Origin of the sequence: Streptomyces sp. NPDC001604, from assembly GCF_042893475.1 — a bacterium.
Taxonomy (GTDB): Bacteria; Actinomycetota; Actinomycetes; order Streptomycetales; family Streptomycetaceae; genus Streptomyces.
In genome coordinates this window covers 216,728-235,192 of the sequence record NZ_JBIAUY010000010.1, presented here as the reverse complement: position 1 = coordinate 235,192, position 18,465 = coordinate 216,728, and the positions used below count along the sequence as shown (strand labels likewise).

The following is an 18,465-nucleotide window of genomic DNA, read 5'->3' as shown; positions in this document are numbered from 1 at the left end:
GGTCCTCCTCCATTCGGCGTGCCGAACGGCGCGCCCTTGTCTCGGATTCCCCTTTCCGGCGTTCGTACGTCCTCCGTCACCCCGTCAGAAGCGCGGCGGGGCCTCACACCTGTGGCCCATCCCGACTGGCACGGGCCGGAAGCGGCGCTTAGTAATGGCACTGCATCGCAACGTCGTGAAAACGCGCCGGGAGATGCGAGAGCAGGTGAACCGTTCCGTCTATTCCATGGAGGAGAGTCATGAGCATCCGCTCTTCATCACCCCGTCCCTACGACCCCTCCATAGTCGGCGCGCACGACGACCCGGCCAGCGCCCTGGTGCATGCCGCCATCGCGGACCGGCCACTGGAGGAAGTCGCCAACCTGATCACCATGCTGGAGCAGTCCCCGGAGTATGCGAAAGCCACCGTCGACGCACTGCGCGCGGTCGGCACGGACCGCTCCGTGGAGGACGTCACCCGTCTGGTCACCCTGCTGACCCAACCACCCCGCGACCCTTCCAGTGCGGACGAGGTGATCCGTGCGGCGGCCGAGAACCGTCCGGTGGAGGAGGTGACCCGGCTGATGGCGCTGCTGCACCTGCCGTCGACGGAGCGCCGCTTCGGACAGGAGGCTGCAAAGGCGGTCGCCGCGGCGAGGTCCGTGGAGGACCTCGTGGAACTCATCGGCCGGCTGAGCACGGAACGCGGTGCCCACCCCGCCCCGCCGAAGGCGGAACCGTCGCTTCCGCAGGCCGGCGAGGCGGACTGGCGCCCGGAAGGCACCGGCAGCGGTCTTCCGCCGTTCCCGACGGTCCTGCCTTCCTACGGTGGCGAGACCATGCCGAGGCAGCCCGTAGGCGCGCCGCGCCGCGCCGCCGAGCGCCCGCCGTGGGCGGGCCTGCTCGTCGCAGCCGCACTCTTCCTGTGCGCGCTGCTCTGGTTCCCGATGTACAAGTCGGGCACGTCCGTCGACGTGTACGCCTCCGGCATCGCAGTGTCGATCCTGTACGCCCTGCTGGCCGTACTGGTGACCCTGCGTCCCGTCCGGGCCGTGCTCGTGGTCGCGGCCGTGCTGCCGGCGCTGCTCGCCGGCGCCGAGCTGTACCGCGGGTTCCGCTCGCGGTCGCTTTTCCGGGCGCTCGACCTCACGCTCGCCCCGGGCTGGCTCGCCGGCCTGGTCGCCGTGATCGCGGCGCTGACGGCAGTGACGGCCCTGGTCCTGCGCGCAGCAGCGCGCCCTCCCGCTCTGGGGGGTGCTCCTGCCCGTCCTCTGGCCACGGCACGGCGTCTCGACTGATGCGCCGCGTCGCCGACGCCTGCACGGCGTCGTGGCCCCGCGCCCGCGGTTCTCCGGACCGCGGGCGCTTCGATGTCGTTGGACAGGCCCCGCGCGGGCGGGCCCTGTGCCCAGGTGCTCAGCGGCCGGAGGAGTCCGAACGCTCGACTGCACTGTCCGGGGCGGACGTGGGACGCAGCGCCTTGGCGGTGTCCTTGAGCCGCTCCAGCCGCCGGGTCAGCTGCTGGAAGGGCGAGCCCTGGGGCGGAGCGGTCGGCTGCGGCCGGGCCGGCAGCCCGTCGCCGTTCTCGCGGTAGACGGCCAGTGCCTCGTGCGCGCGCTCGGCGGCCTCGCGGTACAGGTCCCGGGACTTGGTCATGGCCTCGAGCGCCTCGGCGTACATGGCCACGAGCCCCCGTGCGTGGGCGAGTTCCTCCTCGAGCGTCCTCAGCTGCCAGTCGTCCCGCAGGGCGGTGACGGCCTCCTCGGCGCCGTCCGGCAGCGGAAGCGGCAGCGCGGCGAAACGGGTCAGGGCGTCGACGAGTTGCGCGGGCCGTGAGCCGTCGAGGAAGACGGTGCGTACGGAGAAGTCGTCCGCGTCGAAGCCTTCCGGGGCCGGCGTGGTGGGCAGCAGGACGGCACCGCCGCGCGGGACCTGCACCCCGAACTCGCGCAGGACCCGGTTGACGATGCGCAGCTGGTCCGGTGCGGCACGGTGCTCCAGCACTCGATGGCGCAGGCTCGGCGGCAGCAGCGGGCCGAGCGGCAGCCGGCCGCGCTCGTCGGGTGTCATCGCCTCGTGCACGACGAGGTTGATGTGCCAGCCTCCGCGCACGGAGTTGCGGAGCAGGCGCCGGATGTCCTTGTCGTCCGCGGGCAGGCGGTTGGCCTCCCGCAGGCGCAGTCCCGTGCCGGGCTGGTGGTCCCAGGGTGCATCCGGTTCCGCGGGCCAGAACATGGTGGCGGGGGAGGGCCACCCCTGCTCCCAGGGGCGTTCCGCCTCCGCCGCCAGCACCCATGTCACGCCGGGTTCGTCATCGCGCGTCAGGGTCAGCCGGGCCCGTACGGTCACCGACTCGGCCACCGTCCACCGCGCCTCGAAGACGCAGTCGGACGTGCTCGCGGAGGTCTCGGTGACGGCCACCTCCAGATGGTCGTCGATGGTCCCCTCGTCCTTGAGCCGGTGCAGCGTCCGGCGTACGACGTCTTCGGCATCGGGCCCGGTATGGCTGCCGCGGGCCAGCCACAGGGTGGGGGACGGGGTCGGTCGGACGGAGGGCGAAGTACGCATGAGTCCATCTGAGGGCGGGGGCACGTGTATCGACCAGTATCGTCGCCGCGCCTCGGCGGGGTGCCCCCGGGGGGTGCCCGCACGGGAGGCGCGCGGTGCACTCGGGGTGCGAGGAGCGCACTCCAGGACACCCGGTTCACCCGTATCCCCGGCGCACCGGGCCCGCCACAATGGCGCCCGCGAACAGGGCCCGCCCACCATCCGCTTAGGGGCGGGTCCTGTTCGTGTACCGCCACGCCGTATGCCTCGGCCTTGCGTTATATATCGGAAGCCGAGATATCATGGCGGCATGGCATCGAGGAGCATGACTCAGGCGGCGTTCTTCGTCCTCACCGCCCTGGCCGACCAACCCCGGCACGGCTACGGGATTCTGCGGGAGGTCGAGGAAGTCTCCGACGGTGCCGTGCAGTTGCGCGTCGGCACCCTGTACGGCGTCCTGGACCGGCTCACCGCGGACGGGCTGATCGTCCTGGACCGCGAGGAGGTGCACGAGGGCCGGCTGCGGCGCTACTACCGCCTGACCGACGAGGGATTGCAGGCGCTCGACGCGGAGGCGGAGCGCATGGCGGCCGACGCCAGGGCCGCCAAGTCACGCATCGCCGAGGGTCGCAGGACCCCGGGCGCGGTCGCGAAACCGTCCGCAGGCCCCGGACTCGCAGGTGGTGTGGCATGACGACGCTGCTCGAGACGCGCTACCGCACGGTGCTGCGCCTGCTGCCCGCCTACTACCGGCGGGACCGGGAGGAGGAGATGGTCGAGGTCTTCCTGTGGGACGTCGACCAGGAGCTGCAGGACCAGAGCAGGCCCACCCCGGGTGAGGTGGCGAGCATCGCCGCCCTCGCCGTGCGCAGCAGGCTCGCCGCCACCGGGGCGCCCCGGCCGTACGCCCTGCTCGGGTCGGCCGTCCGCAACTTCGCCCTGTTCGCCGTGCTGCTGCAGGCCGCCGCCGCGGTCGTCGACCGGGCCCTTGAGCTGACCTGGGCGACCACGCACGGTGCACGCGAGTGGGACATGTTCCTGACGGGGTTCACCGGGCGCGGTCCGCTCATCACTGTCGTCGAGGCCGCCCGGTGGACGCTGCCGCTGCTGTGGACCGTCGGATGCTTCGCGCTCCTGCACGACCGCCGGCGCCTCGCCCGGACGTCGGTGCTGCTCGCCGCGCTGCCCACGCTGTGGCCGTTCGCCGGTCCGCTGGTGAGCGAACTGGAGCCGTGGGACCCCTGGTTCGCCACCGCCGGCGCGCTCTTCGCCTGGCTGCCGGCGCTCGCCCTGTGCGCGGCCCATCACCGGGACGCCCCCGCGGCCGTGCTGCCCGTCGGCACACCCGGCCTCGTCCTCGCGGCCTGCAGTGTGGTGACGGGTGCGTCCGAGGTCCTGCTGCCCGCCCTGCCCGACGCCGTCTGGGCGCCGGCCACCTGCTTCGTCCTCGGGGCGCTCGGCTGGCTGCTGCTGCGCCGTCGCCGCACGGACACGCGCCCTGCCTGCGGCGCCCTGGCCCTGGCCGCGCTGGGCCTGCTGCTCCTGGCGGTGCGGATCGCCACGCTGTATCCATGGCTGGGCCTTCCCGTCCCCGCCGCCTTCGTGGGCGCCGCACTGGGCCAGACGGCCGCGCTCACGCTGCTGACCCTGGCGCTGACGGTGGTGGCCGGGCGGGACCTCGCCGGGCGCACTGAACGCCCTTGACCTTCAGCGCTTGCGGCCGTCCGCGCTCAGTGCGGGTAGGCGCGCGGGGGCCGCTGGCGCGCCGGCCCGGCGCGGAAGTCCTCGATGACGGAGCTGATCTGGCGCATCAGCGCGGTGTTCTCCAGCCGGTCCAGGTAGAGGTTCCGGCGGGCGAGGCCGGGGGCGTCCACGCAGAAGTACAGGGACATCAGCGGGTTGATGAACAGTTCGCTGTCCTTCGTGCGCCGAGTGAAGGGGACGTCGCCGAAGTCACCGCGTACGGCTGCCGCCACGGAGCCGTTGACGATGCTCGGGTACTCGGGCGTGCTGCGCTGGGCATGGGCGACCGCGTCGAGGTAGAGGGCGCCCTCCCTGCTCTCGCGCGGCAGCGAGAACGTGCCCAGGTAGGCGCCGTCCCGGTCCAGCGCGGCCAGGTTCTCCAGCACCAGGGAGTGGTTGACGCCGTGATGGGCGTCCACCCCGAACCCCAGGCAGGCGACGAGCCGCTGGGGTATCTCGTCCAGCCCGTTCACGGCGGCCAGGCTCGCCATGTCCTCCTCCGGTGTGCCCAGGCCGTGCTCGTCACCCCGCATGAGGATGTCGGTCCCGCCGTCCACCAGCACCAGGGCGTCCACACCGCCGAGACGGTCGACGAGTGCGCGGTACGCGGCGCGCAACGGTTGCACACCGGTCTGCGGGAACGCGTACACCGTGGCCGGCAGGCCCTGCTCTTCCAGCCACCCGGCGAGCGTGCGCTCCGGGAAGTAGTCACCACGCGCCGCGGTGCCGGGCCCGATCGCCGCGACGTCCGCCTCCAGCCACACGTCCATGTCCAGCCCGTACAGGTCCGCGAAGGACAGGTTGGCCAGATGGACCTCGTTGCCCGCCGAGCGCAGCGCGAGGGCCAGTGGCAGGCCGGCGTACACGTCGAAGCCGCCGCCCGCCCCGGCGACGAGGACCCGCCGGGCGTCGCGCAGACGGGTGAAGAAAGGGGGCTCGGTGAGGGAGAACACCGGGGGACGGTAACAGGCTGAGGGGGTGTCAGGGCGATGCCTTTTCCGGCTGCGGGTCGGTTCCCGGCACGCTCAAGGGTTCCCGGCCGACTGTTCTTCCAGGATGTCGGACTCCCACTCCAGCAGGCGTATCAGTCCGTCCTCCCCGGGCCGTGCAGGAGGCGAACTCCGGGGCCCGGCCGGAGACGGGGAGTGCGTGCCCCGGGAGATGTTCCCGCTCACGGTGATGTTGTGTTCGACGCGCGGACGGCGCAGGTCCTCGTACAGGCTGAGCGCCGTGTCGGTGTCCGGTGCGTCGCGCAGGCACTTCGCGAGGATCACCGCGTCCTCCAGCGCCATGGACGCGCCCTGACCGGTCGCCGGGGAGGCCGCGTGGGCCGCGTCGCCGATGAGCACGAGCCGGCCGGAGCGCCAGGGTGTGCCGGCGGGTATCTCGGTGGCGTTGGTGACCATGACCTCGTCACCGGCGGCTGCGACGATGTCCGCGGCGGGAGTGGCGTCCTTGCGCAGCAGCGGAACGAGCTGTGCACGCCAGTCGGCGGGCGAACCCTCCGCGATCTCGTCGGCGTCCAGCGGCTCGCCGCTCACGCGCGCGAACCAGTAGGTCTCCCCGTCGGGCGAGACGGCGTAGCCGAAGGCGGCCGTGCTGCCGCGCACCATGGTGATGCGCGCCTGCGGCCCCGACCGGTCCGCGGCGCCGGTGTAGCCGTAGAAGACCCGCTGGCCGGCGTAGCACGGCTGGGTTTCCGGGGTGACCTGCCGGCGGACCGTGGAGTTCAGGCCGTCGGCGCCGATCAGCAGGTCGCCGGTCGCGGTGCTGCCGTCGGTGAAGTGTGCGGTGACGCCGTCGGCGCCGTTGTGGACGGAGGCGAGGCGGGCGCCGTGCCGGATGACGATGCCGCGGCGTGCCGCCTCCGCCTGCAGGGCCGCAGTGAGGTCGCCGCGGCGCAGACAGCGGTACTGCAGGAGAGGGTCGGCGGCTTCACCGAGGGGTGCTTGTGCCAGCTCGGCGCCCGAGTCGTCCAGTACCTGCATCGAGGTCAGCGGAAAGCCGAGCGCTGTGACCACGGCAGAGGCGTCGAGCTGTGCGAGGGCGCGCATTCCGTTGCTCGCGAGGGTGAGGAACGCACCCAGGCCCTCGGCCGAGCCGGGATGCGCCTCGTACACGGTGACCTCGAAGCCCGCCTTGCGCAGGGCCAGAGCCGCCGCCGTGCCGGCTGTTCCGCCGCCGATGATCAGTACGCGTGCCACGCCCCACCCCGCTCGTCTCCGCACGGCCCCCGCGGTCGTACGCACACAGGGGGGAACGCATGGGCGACGTCAGGGGTTCCGTGCGAAGCCGACGCCGGTCGTGCCACGCTCCTGCGGGGCGCGGCACGACCGGCGAACGTCAGCGTCAGGCGCCGCTCGCTCCGAGCATGTCCTCACGCTCGACGATCTTCACGCGCTCACGGCCCTGCGGCTCGCCCAGCGCCTTCTCCGCGGCGTCCAGCTTGTACCAGCCCTCCCAGGTGGTGAAGCGGACGCGACGCTCGGCGAGGAACGCGTCCACGGCCTCGGGCTCGGGTGAACCCGGCGTCTGCAGATGGCCGTTCGCGTGGTCGTCCAGCAGGTTGGCCACCGTCTCGTTGGCGTCGCCCTTGGTGTGCCCGATCAGGCCCACCGGACCGCGCCGGATCCAGCCGGTCACATACGTCGACTGCAGGTGCTCGCCGGACTCCTGGACGACCCGTCCGCCCTCGTCCGGGACGGTGCCGGAGTCCAGGTCCCAGGGCAGCTTGGGCAGCTTGTCCGACAGGTAGCCGACCGCACGGTAGACGGCGGTGACGTCCCAGTCCTTGAACTCGCCGGTGCCCTTGACGTTGCCGGTGCCGTCCAGGGCGGTGCGCTCGGTGCGCAGGCCCACGACCTTGCCGTCCTCGCCGAGGATCTCGGTGGGCGACTCGAAGAAGTGCAGGAACAGCTTGTGCGGACGGTCGCCGACATCGCGGATCGCCCAGTTCTCCAGGGTCTTGGCGACCATGTCGGCCTGCTTGTTCCCGCGCCGGGTCTCGATCGAGCCCGCGTCGTAGTCGATGTCCTCGGGGTCGACGATGACCTCGATGTTGGGGGAGTGGTCCAGCTCCCGCAGCTCCATGGGGGAGAACTTCGCCTGCGCCGGGCCGCGCCGGCCGAAGACGTGGACCTCCAGCGCCTTGTTGGCCTTCAGGCCGTCGTAGACGTTCGGCGGTATCTCCGTCGGCAGTAGCTCGTCCGCCGTCTTGGCGAGGATGCGGGCCACGTCGAGCGCGACGTTCCCGACGCCGAGCACGGCGACCTTCTCCGCCTCCAGCGGCCAGGTGCGCGGCACGTCCGGGTGGCCGTCGTACCAGGACACGAAGTCGGCGGCGCCGTACGAGCCGTCGAGGTCGACGCCGGGGATCGGCAGGGCCCGGTCGGCCGTCGCACCCGTGGAGAAGATCACGGCGTCGTAGAAGGCGCGCAGGTCGTCCAGGCTGATGTCGGTCGGGTAGTCGACGTTGCCGAAGAGGCGTATCTGGGGCTTGTCGAGCACCTGGTGCAGGGCCGTGATGATGCCCTTGATGCGGGGGTGGTCGGGGGCGACGCCGTAGCGGATCAGGCCGAACGGGGCGGGCATCCGCTCGAAGAGGTCGATGGAGACGCCGGGGTCGGCGGCCGCCTCGGACTTGAGCAGGGCGTCGGCGGCGTAGATCCCGGCGGGGCCGGCTCCGACGATGGCTACCCGCAGGGGGCGCGGCATGATCAGGTTCCCTTCGAGCGATGACAGGCGACTCGAACGGGAAGCCTAAGCTAAGGCAAGCCTAAGTCGGTACGCGGGTCCGCTCTATGAGCTCATAAATCAATTTTATGAGCCGGTGCGTTCGCGGTGCTCTTCAACTGCTACGCCGACGACATCCACCGGTACGCGGCCAGACGCCTCGGCACCGAGACCACCGACTCCTGTATCGGGCCGCGGACCGGTCCCGCGCCGAGATCTCCGGGATGACCTACATCACCCGGATCTACGTGAAGGACGGCAGGAGTACGGCAAGATCCAGAACGACGGACCCGGACAGGCTCTTCGAGGCTCCTGGAGGCCGCTGCGGCAGTGCGGTCTCGTACCCGAAGACGTCCTTCACCGGCGGTGGCAGTCGTGGACCGCATCGGCCGGTGTCCTGGCGCCGCCGGGCTGCCGTACCGCGCCGGGGGCGGTACGGCAGCGAGGCGCACCGGTCAGCCGATGTGGTAACTGTCCCCGTACACCTTCCAGTTGAGCGGGGTGTCGAGACACAGGTTGCCGTTGCGCAGGAAGACCCGCTGCTCGGTGTCCACCCGGCTGGTGTCGCTGTGGGCCTCCTCCTGCTTCATGGCCCAGACCCGGGCGTCGAGGAAGGCGTTCAGGTAGGCCACCTCGTCGCCGCCCTGCGCGGGCGGCTTGGCCTTGTTCAGGGCGCGCTTGCGTATGTTGCGGAAGCTGGTGGGGTCGTCGCCGTCGCCGTGCATGACGATGGCGTCGTAGTACGCGAACTGCCCCAGCGTCCCGATCCGGTCCGCCTTGCCCTGCCGGACGGCCGGGTTGAAGTACACGCGGTCACGCTCATCGTTCTGCGCCTGCTGGAACGCGGTGTCCTGGGCCGCCCTGCGCCAGTCGCGGGGGAAGTTCGGGTCCAGGCCCTCGTGCGAGTCGGAGCCGTTGACCGCGCGCAGCGCCGGGAGGTATTTGGCAAGGACGTTGCCGGGCTTGCGGTCGGTGTAGAGCTGGACGAGGTCGAGCATGTCGCCGGTGCCGGAGCAGAAGCCGATGATCCCGGCGGTGTAGCCGCGGCCGTCGCCGATGTCCTCGATGTACTTGTACTGCGCCTTCCAGTCGAGCGAGGAGTTCTCCGCGCTCGACACCAGCTTCATGGCGATCTCCTTCTTCGCCGGGTCGTCGAGGCCCACGCAGCCCGCCGCGGACGGGGTGGCCGAGGCGTGGGAGGGCCGCAGGAAGGGCGCTGCTGCCAGGGACGCGCCGGCCGCCACGAGGACGCTGCGGCGTGCGATGCGGGCTGGACGTGCAGGGTCGCTGGAGGGGTGCGTCACGGGGGCTCCAAAGGGTGGTGGGGGGTGGGGAGTTGGCCGTATCCGACACTGATAGGAAGGTTTCCTATCAGAGCAGCGGCGTGACGCACACCCGTCGCGGGAGAAGTTCGTAGGGACGTACGAACCAGGTACGGACCAAAAGGGGGTGAGTCAGGGCAGTGGCTGTTCCGCCCAGATGACCTTGCCCTCGGGTGTGTACCGGGTGCCCCAGCGATCGGCGAGCTGGGCCACCAGGAACAGCCCGCGGCCCCCCTCGTCCGTCATCGCCGCATACCGAAGGTGCGGCGATGTGTTGCTGCTGTCGAAGACCTCGCAGATCAGGGTGCGGTCGAACAGCACGCGCACATGGATGGGGTCGGCGCCGTAACGGATCGCGTTGGTGCCCAGCTCGCTCAGGATCAGCTCGGTGGTGAACGTCAGCTCGTCGAGCCCCCACTCGGTGAGCCTGCGGCTGACGGAGGCCCGCACCTCCCCGACGGCCGCCGGGTCGTTGCGCACCTGCCACTCGGCGATCCGGTCGGCGTCGAGTCCGCGGGTACGGGCCACGATCAGGGCGACGTCGTCGCTGGGCCGGGCCGGCAGCTGTGATTCGAGCACCACCCGGCAGGTGTCCTCCGGCGACTCTCCCGCGCGCTGCAGTGCGCCCCGCAGGAGCGCGAGCCCCTCGTCGATGTCCCGCTCCCGGTCCTCGACCAGCCCGTCCGTGTAGAGCACGAGACGGCTGCCCTCCTCCAGCACGAGATCGGCCGTCTCGAACGGCAGCCCGCCGAGGCCGAGCGGGGGACCGGCGGGCACGTCGGGGAACTCCACTTCGCCGTCGGGCCGGATGAGGGCCGGCGGCGGATGGCCCGCCCGGGCGATGGTGCATGTGCGCGACACCGGGTCGTAGATCGCGTACAGACAGGTGGCGCCGGTGACCGGGGCGTTGCCGCCGTCCGCCGTCTCGTCCTGGTCGATGCGGCCGACCAACTCGTCGAGCAGCGCGAGGAGTTCGTCGGGTGGCAGGTCCAGGGCGGAGAAGTTGTGGACCGCCGTGCGCAGCCGCCCCATGGTCGCCGCGGCATGCAGCCCGTGCCCGACGACGTCGCCGACCACGAGGGCGACCCGGGCACCCGACAGCGGCAGTACGTCGAACCAGTCCCCGCCGACTCCGGCCTGCGCCGGCAGATATCGGTAGGCGATGTCCAGGGCACTCTGCTCGGGCAGGCGGCGGGGCAGCAGGCTGCGCTGCAGCGTCACGGCCATGCTGTGCTCACGCGTGTAGCGGCGGGCGTTGTCGATGGAGACCGCGGCGCGGGCCACCAGCTCCTCCGCGAGGGCCAGTTCGTCCGCGTCGAAGGGCTCGGGCTTCTCCGAGCGCCAGAAGCTGACCACCCCGAGCACCAGCGAGCCCGCGCGCAGCGGCACGGTGATCAGCGAGTGGATCCCGTACTCGACGACCTGCGCGGTGCGCTCCAGATCCTGCGCGTGCCAGCCCGGCGCCGCACCGAGGTCCGGCTCCAGCACGGCCTGCCCGGAGTGCAGGCTGCGGGCGTGCGGGGAGGAGTCGACGAACTTGATCTGCCGGCCCACCTTGTACAGCGGGGCGTCCTCACGGATCCCGCTCGACGCGGTACGGCGCAAGGAGGCCACCGCCTCCGGCTGGCCCCCGCCCAGCACCGCGTCGAACAGGTCGACCGTGGCGAAATCGGCGAACCGCGGCACGGCGAGCTCCGCCAGCTCCTCCGCGGTACGGGCGACGTCCAGGCTGGTGCCGATGCCCACCCCCGCGTCGTACAGCATGTTGAGGCGTTCCCGTGCCGTCTCCGCGCGGCCGGACAGGGCGCGCAGTTCGGTCGAGTCGCGCAGTGTGGCGACACTGCCCGGCGGCCCGCCCTGGACGTCCGTGGGTCGCTGGTTGACCGCGAGGAGCCGGTCCTTGACCAGGTGCACCTCATCGGTGGCGACGCGCCCGGAGGCCAGCAGCTCGGCCGTTTCCGGGGCGAGGCCGAGGTCGAGGGCGTGCCGGCCCTCGGCGTCCGCGGGCAGGTCGAGCAGTCGGTGCGCCTCGTCGTTGGCGAGCAGCAGCCGGCCCTCGCCGCTGACGATGAGCACGCCCTCGCGCACGGCGTGCAGCACCGCGTCGTGGTGCTCGTACATGCGGGTCATCTCGTGCGGGCCCAGGCCGTGCGTCTGGCGCAGCAGCCGTCTGCTCACCAGCGCGGTGCCCCCGGTGGCCAGGGCGAGTCCCCCGGCCGCGGCGAACAGGACGAGGGGCAGCTGCCGGTCGGCGGTGCCGCCGACGGTCGCGGTCGTGATGCCCGCCGACACCAGGCCCACCACCTTGCCGTCGGGATCCTTGATCGGCACGACCGCCTGCACCAGCCGCCCGATCGTCCCGTTGATCTCCTCGACCACCGTCCCGCCGGCCAGTGCGGGCTCGATCGTCCCCACGAACTTCTTGCCGATGCGGTTCGGTTTGGGGTGCGTGTAGCGAATGCCGTCGGTGTTCATGACGACGATGAAGTCGACGCCGGTCGCCTTGCGGGCGGCCTCCGCCCGCGGCTGCAGGATCGCCGTGGGGTGCGGGCTGTCGAGCGCCTCACGGGTGCCCGGCGCATTGGCGAACGCCTGGGCGACGGCGACCGACCGGTTGCGGGCCTCCTGGGTGCTGTCGTGCCGCACCTGCAGATACAGCGCCACCACCGCGGCGACCACCAGCAGCAGCACGATCACCACCTGCAGGACGAACACCTGCCGGGCGATGCTGCGCTTGGTCAGCGCGGAGCGCAGCGCCGTGATGCGGCCCGGTTCCGACTCGCCCGGGTGCCCTGTACTACGGCCGGGCGCACTGCCCGTCGTCCGCGTCGAGTGCCGCCCGTACACCGCGTGGGCGCGATCGGTCGCGCGGCGGGCACGGGGACCGCCGGGACGGCGGTGCGACCGGGTCCCGGAGCGGTCCGGAAGTCGGACCATGTGCTTATGTCTACACTGCCGGGCCGCGTGAGGCGAGAGGCGTCACAGTGGGTGACGGAGATCGCCCTCTGTCTGCGTGCCGATGTCACGGGCGGTGGATGTTTCACTGCTGGTTCCCGTGCACCGTACGGCGCGTGGCCAGAAGCAGCGCGATGTCGTCGGGACGGTCCGCGGAGTGCCGGGCCGTCGCGGTGAGGCGGTCGGCGATCCCGGCCAGCGGACGGCGGCCGGGGCGGACGGCAGGCGCGCCGACCTTCGCCAGGGCCACCCGCAGAGCGGTGATGCCCTCGTCGATGTCGACACCGGGACGCTCCACCAGCCCGTCCGTGTACAGCGCGAGGACGGCGCCGGGCTCGATGCGCAGCTCGGCGACGGGGTACTGGGCGTGCGGATCCACGCCGAGCACGACCCCGCCGGGCAGGTCCAGCACCTCGGTGTGGCCGTCCGGGTGACGCAGCAGCGGTGGCGGATGCCCCGCACGGGCCGCCCGCGCCAGGCCCGAGGCCGGGTCCAGCCGGATGTAGCAGCAGCTCGCGAACTGTCCGGGGTCGAGGTCGATCAGCAGATGATTCGTGCCGCTCATCACCTCGTCGGGCGGCCGGTCACCGAGCGCGAACGCCCGTACCGCACTGCGCAGTTGGCCCATGGTGGCCGCCGCCTGCACGCCGTGCCCCTGCACATCGCCGATGACCAGCGCCAGACCGTCCCCCGCCTCCACGACGTCGTACCAGTCGCCGCCCACCTCCATGCCCTGCGTGCCGGGGAGATAGCGGCCGGTGGTCTCCACCTGCGGATGGGCCGAGAGCCGGCGGGGGAGCAGGGCCTGCTGCAGTCCGCGGGCGAGCGCCGCCTCGCTCTCGTAGCGCTTGGCCTTCTCCATGGCGTGGGCGATCAGCCCGGCCAGCGCGGTGAGTGCGGTGCGCTCCTCGGTGCTGAAGCTGCGCGAACCGTCGAAGCCCAGGATGCAGGAGCCCACCGGCCGCCCGGAGGCGATCAGCGGCAGGAAGGCGCGGGCCCCCTCGTCCGCGTCCAGCGGGATGCCCGGATAGGCGGCGGCCAGCTGCTCCATCGAGTCGAAGAAGATCGGCCGCCCGCTGGTCAGCGTCTCGACCCCGGGCAGATGGGCGTCCAGGCCCACGCCTTCGAAGGGGCTGAGGAACCCTTTGGGGAAGCCGTTCTCCCAGGCCAGATACAGGTGCCGGTCCTGCAGCAGATAGATGGCGAGGCGTCGGCCGCCGAACGCGGGCAGCAGTTCCCGCATGACCACGGCTGCCACCTGCCGTGCGGTGACGGCCTCCGTCAGCGCGATGGCCAGCACGATGGGGCGATACAGCGGAGCCATCGACGGGACCCCGGGCGAGGTGGTGGCGGCCGGGTCACGCGTGAGGTCGGCGGCCGCGTCCGCCACCCGGTGCGCCGGGCGGAACGTGCAGGTCAGCACGGACGGGCCGGGATAGACACAGACTTCGAGCCAGGCACCCTCGTACGACGGGTCCTCCTCCTGCGCGCCGTCCGTGGCGGGCCGCGCGACATGGAAGCGCACCGGTTCCGGGGACAGCAGCGCGCTGCGCAGATGGTCCTCGACGGCGGGCTGGTTCAGCCACGGCACGCCCTCCCACAGGGGACGGCTGAGCAGCTGCGTCCTGGAGCAGTGCAGCAGCTGGCCGGCGCGCGGATTGGCGTAGAGGACCAGCCCCAGCCGGTCCAGGCACAGCACCCCGTCGGGCAGCAGATCGGCGGCGGCGTCGGCCGCCGCACCGGGACCGGGATCGACGATGAAACCACGGACCGGATGCGCGCCGGACGGAGTGCCGGGCGGGGCTGGGGCGGCGTACGGGCTCCACAGCTCCACCAGGCGCAGTGCGCCGTCCTCGGCCCGCACATACAGCGGCAGCGGCGGAGGTCTGCCCGCGGCCGTCTCCCGCAGAGCGGCCAGGACCCGCTGTGTCTCGGCCGGGGCCACGGCGTCCGCGAGCGCCTCCACGGACGTCGCGAAGGCGTCGATCGGCACCCCTAGCAGGGCGGGCAGGCGCTCGTCCACGGTCACGACGTCCGTCACCGGATCCCAGGCGAAACCCCCGGCACGCCCCGCAGGGGGGCGCGCGCCGGGGGTTCGTACGCACACGGGCTCCCCGTCCCAGGCCACCGACGACCTGCCTCCGTCCTCCAGTCGCCGCAGGGCCGTGCCCAGGTCCTCGGCCAGCCGCACCATGCGGTCGCGGTGGTGGAGCAGCTCGGTGGCGTCCGTGGTGGAGGGCCGCAGCACGGTCAGCACACCGAAGGTCGTCGACCCGCAGCCGATCGGTACGTGCATCGACCCGAACTGGAACGGCAGCCCGGCCGCGAACTGCGGATAGCGGCGCATCGTCTCCGCGGCGTTCGGCAGGACCACCTGCACACCCAGCCGGTAGGCGTCGGCCACCGGGAACGGACGGTCCACATGCAGCCGCCACCAGGGCCGGAACAGCGGGCCGGGCAGCCCCGTGAGCACCGCCAGCCGCAGCAGCCCGGGCGTGCCGGAACGCAGGTAGACCCCGCCCGAGTGCCCGCCGGCCGCGCCGATCGCCTCTGTCGAGGCGTCGATCAGCAGCGCGGCCAGCTGCCCGGGCGTCCGGTGTGCGTACTCCGCGCGAGTCATCGGCCCTACCTCGTCCGTACGCCGTCCAGCGGGCGACACAGCAAGAATGCGCCACTACAGGCGTATGGCGCACCTGGGCGGAAAGAAACCCCGTACATACCGGGATGTGACGTGAAGATCTCCGATCCGGTGCATCGGGCATCGCTGCGCGAACACGGCAGTGTGGTGCGCATACGCATCGGCCCCACATCGGCCTACGTGGTCACGGACCCCGCACTGACCTGATGTGTCCAGGTGACCGAGGCCGCCCACTTCACCAAGGGCGGGAACCACAACGACGCGCTGCGGGTCTTCCTCGGTGACGTAATCGCGACCGTCGCCGACGGTGACACTCATCTGCGCAACCGCCGCCTGATGCAGCCCATGTTCAACAAGGCGCACATCGCCGGGCGCGGCAGCGCCATGATCGGCCAGGTGCGGACGACGGTCAGTGCCGTTCTCGACCACGACGAGAGCGGCGGTCTGCCGGACGAAGGCCCGGCGGCCCGCTTGTGGGAGCGCTCCCATTCGTGCAGGATGCTGTGGTGACCGCGACGCCCGCCATCCGCGCCTACCGTCCCGAGGACCGCGAAGCCCTCGACGACATCTGCATCCGCACCGCCCACAACGGCCAGGACAGCCGTCCCGTCTATGCGGACCCCACCGTCTTCCCGACGATCTTCGCGGCGCCCTACGTCGTGCTGGAGCCGGAGCTGGCCTTCGTCCTGGACGACGGGCACGGCCGGGCGGTCGGCTACATCCTCGGCACCGCGGACACGCCCCGCTTCGTCGAAGAGTTCCGCACCAAGTGGCTGCCCCGGGTCGCCGACCGCCACCCGGAGCCCGCAGGGCCGCCGACGACCCCGGACGAGCAGATGATCCCGCTCCTGCACCACCCGGAACGGATGCTCGTCCCCGAGGTCGCCGCCTACCCCGCCCATCTGCACATCGACCTGCTCCCCGCCTGGCAGGGCCAGGGGCACGGGCGCGAGTTGATGCGTGCCTTCCTACGGGCCCTGCACGACCGGGGCGTCGCCGCCGTACACCTCTCCATGGTCACGGCCAACACTCCTGCCCGAGCCTTCTACGACCGGCTGGGCTTCCACCGCATCGACGTTCCGGACCCGGGGCCTGTCACGTATCTCGGTCGCTCGACAGGGGAGTTGAACACCCTGTGACGTCCGGGAACGTCAACTCCGGCCTCATATCCAGGTGTACAGCCACATCCGGGCCCGCCAGTCGCTGTACGGGATCGTCGTGCCCGTGTAGAGCGGATAGAAGTAGATGAAGTTCCAGGCGATGAACAGCACCAGCACGCCCGCGCCCATCGCGCCGACCAGTCGCCGCCGCTCGCCGGCCCCTGACGGCCCCAGCAGGGCGCCGACCATCATGGCGACGGCCAGACACAGGTATGGCACGAACACGACGGCGTAGAAGGAGAAGACCGTACGGTCCTGGTAGTTGAACCACGGGAGGTACCCGGCGCCGACCGCGCACAGGACCGCGCCCGCGCGCCAGTCGCGGCGCAGCGCCCACCGGAACAGCAGGTAGAGCAGCGCGCCGCAGGCCGCCCACCACAGCAGCGGGGTGCCCAGGCCCAGGATCTCCTGCGAGCAGCCGGTGGCGGTGTGACAGCCCTGCTGCCCGGCCTTCGGCGACTGGTAGTAGAACGCCACGGGGCGCCCCTGGACCAGCCAGCTCCACGGGTTGGACTGGTAGCGGTGCGGGGCGTGGAGGCCGATGTTGAACTGGTAGACGGCGTGTTCGTAGTGCCACAGGCTGCGCAGCGGAGCCGGGATCCAGGACCAGGTGCCGCCGCGGCCGTCCGCCCAGTGCCGGTCGTAGCCGTTGTCGGACAGGAACCAGCCGGTCCAGGTCGCCAGATACGTCACTACGGCGACCGGCACCAGGGAGAGCGCCGACCAGCCGAGGTCCTTGCGCAGCACCGCCCGGTACGGCCGGCCCGCCCCGGCCACGCGGCGGGCGCCGACGTCCCACAGGAGAGTCAGGGCCGTGAAGAAGACCAGGAAGTAGAGGCCGTTCCACTTGCTCGCGGCGGCCAGTCCCAGGAGGACACCGGCCGCGAGCCGCCACGGACGCAGGCCCGTGCCGACCTGTTCTGCGGTGTGCGCATCGGGACGCGCCAAGCCGTCGTCGCCGATGGGCAGGGCCGCCGCCAGCCGGGCCCGCGCCCTGTCCCGGTCGACCAGCAGGCAGCCGAACGCCGCCAGCGCGAAGAACATCACGATGAGGTCGAGCAGGGCGGTCCGGCTCATCACGAAGTGCAGGCCGTCCACCGCCAGCAGCGCTCCGGCGAGACAGCCGAGCAGCGTCGAACGGAACAGCCGGCGCCCTGTTCGGCACAGCATGAGCACCGACAGGGTGCCCAGCGCCGCCGTCATGAACCGCCAGCCGAACGGGTCGAGTCCGAACACCCCCTCCCCGAGGGCGATCACCCACTTGCCCATCGGCGGGTGCGCGACGAAGCTGCCGGTGTCGGAGAGCGGGATCACCTGGGGGTGCGCCAGGATCTGCGGGTCGGCCATCTTGCGGTCCGGCCAGCTGCCCTCGTAGCCCAGCCGCAGCATCGCCCAGGCGTCCTTGGCGTAGTACGTCTCGTCGAAGACGACGGCCCGTGGTTGCCCCAGCCGCCAGAACCGGAGCGCGCCGGCCAGCATGGCGACGAGGACCGGTCCCAGCCAGGCCATGGAGCGCGCGAGGCGGCGAGCGGCCCGAGGCCCGAGACCCGCCAACTCCCAGACTCCCGTGGCCGGTTCGGGAAAGGGCGGCACCAGCCGGGCACGGACGTCGGTCCGGGGGGCTGCCACGTACCCGAACCGCCGCAGCCGCTGCGCCCAGGGGGTCGCCTCGGGCGCGGCGGTCGCGCGGGCGTCTTCGTCGACGTCGGCCCGTGTGGGGGTGTCACTCGTCACCGGGTCATCGTAGGGAACGCCAGTGCGGTTCGGGTTCGGTGCCCGTGGGCGCGGCGTGGGGCAGGGCCCCGACCGCACCCGCGCGGCGGTCGGGGCCCTTCGCGCACCGGCTCAGGAGCGCGCGTGCAGGTGCGAACCAGCCGTACGGCCCGGCCACTTCAGTCCGTCGAGCAGAAAGCGGTTCTGCCTCTGGCTCGCGAACGTCGACGACAGGGCGGTGTCGGTGGCGTGGTCCATCGCGTTGTGGCCGAAGTTGGCGTACAGCATCCGGTACTTCGTGTTCGTCCACACGATCGGGCAGTCGCCGCTGTACCAGCTCTGGCCGGGGTCGGTGCCGAGCGGCAAGCTGCCCATCCAGGCGCCGCCTCCCCGCATATGGCCTTCGAATCCGGTGTGATGGGCGGCGGACTGCGGCAGGTCGTCGAGGAACAGCACGACCTGGTGGCCGCTGACTCCGCCGTCGGCAAGCAGGCCCCAGTCGTTTGCCTCGTGGACGAAGCTGATGTGGGCCGCGTCCCAGGTGCCGTTGCAGAGGGCGAGCACCGTGAACGGCTGTGTCGCGGCGTGGGCGCGTGGCGCGGACAGGGCTGTCAGCAGGATCGCCAGGAGTGCGAGGACGCGTACGGCAGCCGGTTCGGAGGGCGTGCATCGGATG

The 18,465-nt window shown here is 71.9% G+C and carries 13 protein-coding genes and 1 pseudogene; 5 read left to right on the top strand and 9 right to left on the bottom strand.

All coding sequences use genetic code 11. From position 1 onward, the window contains the following. Window positions 1-239: 239 nt before the first annotated feature. Window positions 240-1,277, top strand: coding sequence for a hypothetical protein (locus ACFY1E_RS26940; RefSeq protein WP_389080101.1), 1,038 nt, complete (start codon window positions 240-242; stop codon window positions 1,275-1,277). Between the two features lie 118 nt (window positions 1,278-1,395). Here the strand turns inward: ACFY1E_RS26940 and ACFY1E_RS26935 are convergent, their stop codons facing one another. After that, the gene (locus ACFY1E_RS26935; protein ID WP_389080100.1) at window positions 1,396-2,547 is read right to left on the bottom strand and encodes a hypothetical protein; all 1,152 of its coding nucleotides are present in this window, start codon (window positions 2,545-2,547) and stop codon (window positions 1,396-1,398) included. Window positions 2,548-2,851: 304 nt separating this feature from the next. Here ACFY1E_RS26935 and ACFY1E_RS26930 point away from each other — a divergent pair, with 304 nt between their 5' ends. Further along, on the top strand, window positions 2,852-3,220 hold the full coding sequence (locus ACFY1E_RS26930) for a PadR family transcriptional regulator (RefSeq protein WP_389080193.1): 369 nt from the start codon (window positions 2,852-2,854) through the stop codon (window positions 3,218-3,220). Next, complete coding sequence (locus ACFY1E_RS26925; protein WP_389080098.1) at window positions 3,217-4,230, top strand: hypothetical protein; 1,014 nt, start codon at window positions 3,217-3,219, stop codon at window positions 4,228-4,230. The genes ACFY1E_RS26930 and ACFY1E_RS26925 overlap by 4 nt, the downstream gene beginning before the upstream one ends. Window positions 4,231-4,256: 26 nt before the next feature. On the opposite strand, the gene ACFY1E_RS26920 is transcribed toward ACFY1E_RS26925, so the two are convergent. The 6 genes from ACFY1E_RS26920 to ACFY1E_RS26895 form a co-directional block, all read right to left on the bottom strand. Next, window positions 4,257-5,222: a DUF1152 domain-containing protein gene (locus ACFY1E_RS26920; protein WP_389080097.1), complete on the bottom strand. Its 966-nt coding sequence runs from the start codon at window positions 5,220-5,222 to the stop codon at window positions 4,257-4,259. A gap of 72 nt (window positions 5,223-5,294) precedes the next feature. Further along, complete coding sequence (locus ACFY1E_RS26915) at window positions 5,295-6,473, bottom strand: FAD-dependent oxidoreductase (protein ID WP_389080096.1); 1,179 nt, start codon at window positions 6,471-6,473, stop codon at window positions 5,295-5,297. Window positions 6,474-6,618: 145 nt separating this feature from the next. Then, the gene (locus tag ACFY1E_RS26910) at window positions 6,619-7,983 is read right to left on the bottom strand and encodes an FAD-dependent oxidoreductase (RefSeq protein WP_389080095.1); all 1,365 of its coding nucleotides are present in this window, start codon (window positions 7,981-7,983) and stop codon (window positions 6,619-6,621) included. 473 nt (window positions 7,984-8,456) lie between these two features. Then, window positions 8,457-9,305, bottom strand: a complete 849-nt coding sequence (locus ACFY1E_RS26905) for a chitosanase (protein WP_389080094.1) — start codon at window positions 9,303-9,305, stop codon at window positions 8,457-8,459. Between the two features lie 150 nt (window positions 9,306-9,455). After that, window positions 9,456-12,260: a SpoIIE family protein phosphatase gene (locus tag ACFY1E_RS26900; protein ID WP_389080092.1), complete on the bottom strand. Its 2,805-nt coding sequence runs from the start codon at window positions 12,258-12,260 to the stop codon at window positions 9,456-9,458. Between the two features lie 103 nt (window positions 12,261-12,363). Further along, window positions 12,364-14,898, bottom strand: coding sequence for a SpoIIE family protein phosphatase (locus ACFY1E_RS26895; RefSeq protein ID WP_389080091.1), 2,535 nt, complete (start codon window positions 14,896-14,898; stop codon window positions 12,364-12,366). A 234-nt stretch (window positions 14,899-15,132) separates the two neighbouring features. On the opposite strand from ACFY1E_RS26895, the gene ACFY1E_RS26890 reads away from it, so the two are divergent. Both ACFY1E_RS26890 and ACFY1E_RS26885 read left to right on the top strand, forming a co-directional pair. After that, a complete protein-coding gene (locus tag ACFY1E_RS26890) occupies window positions 15,133-15,426 on the top strand; it encodes a hypothetical protein (protein ID WP_389080089.1) in 294 nt (97 codons plus the stop codon). Further along, the gene (locus ACFY1E_RS26885) at window positions 15,423-16,055 is read left to right on the top strand and encodes a GNAT family N-acetyltransferase (protein WP_389080088.1); all 633 of its coding nucleotides are present in this window, start codon (window positions 15,423-15,425) and stop codon (window positions 16,053-16,055) included. Before ACFY1E_RS26890 ends, ACFY1E_RS26885 begins: the two co-directional genes overlap by 4 nt. A 24-nt stretch (window positions 16,056-16,079) precedes the next feature. On the opposite strand, the gene ACFY1E_RS26880 is transcribed toward ACFY1E_RS26885, so the two are convergent. Together ACFY1E_RS26880 and ACFY1E_RS26875 are read right to left on the bottom strand one after the other, a co-directional pair. Then, window positions 16,080-17,810: a dolichyl-phosphate-mannose--protein mannosyltransferase gene (locus tag ACFY1E_RS26880; protein WP_389080087.1), complete on the bottom strand. Its 1,731-nt coding sequence runs from the start codon at window positions 17,808-17,810 to the stop codon at window positions 16,080-16,082. Window positions 17,811-17,957: 147 nt separating this feature from the next. After that, a pseudogene (locus ACFY1E_RS26875) lies at window positions 17,958-18,464 on the bottom strand (1,4-beta-xylanase); the annotation flags it as partial. Between the last annotated feature and the right edge of the window lies 1 nt (window position 18,465).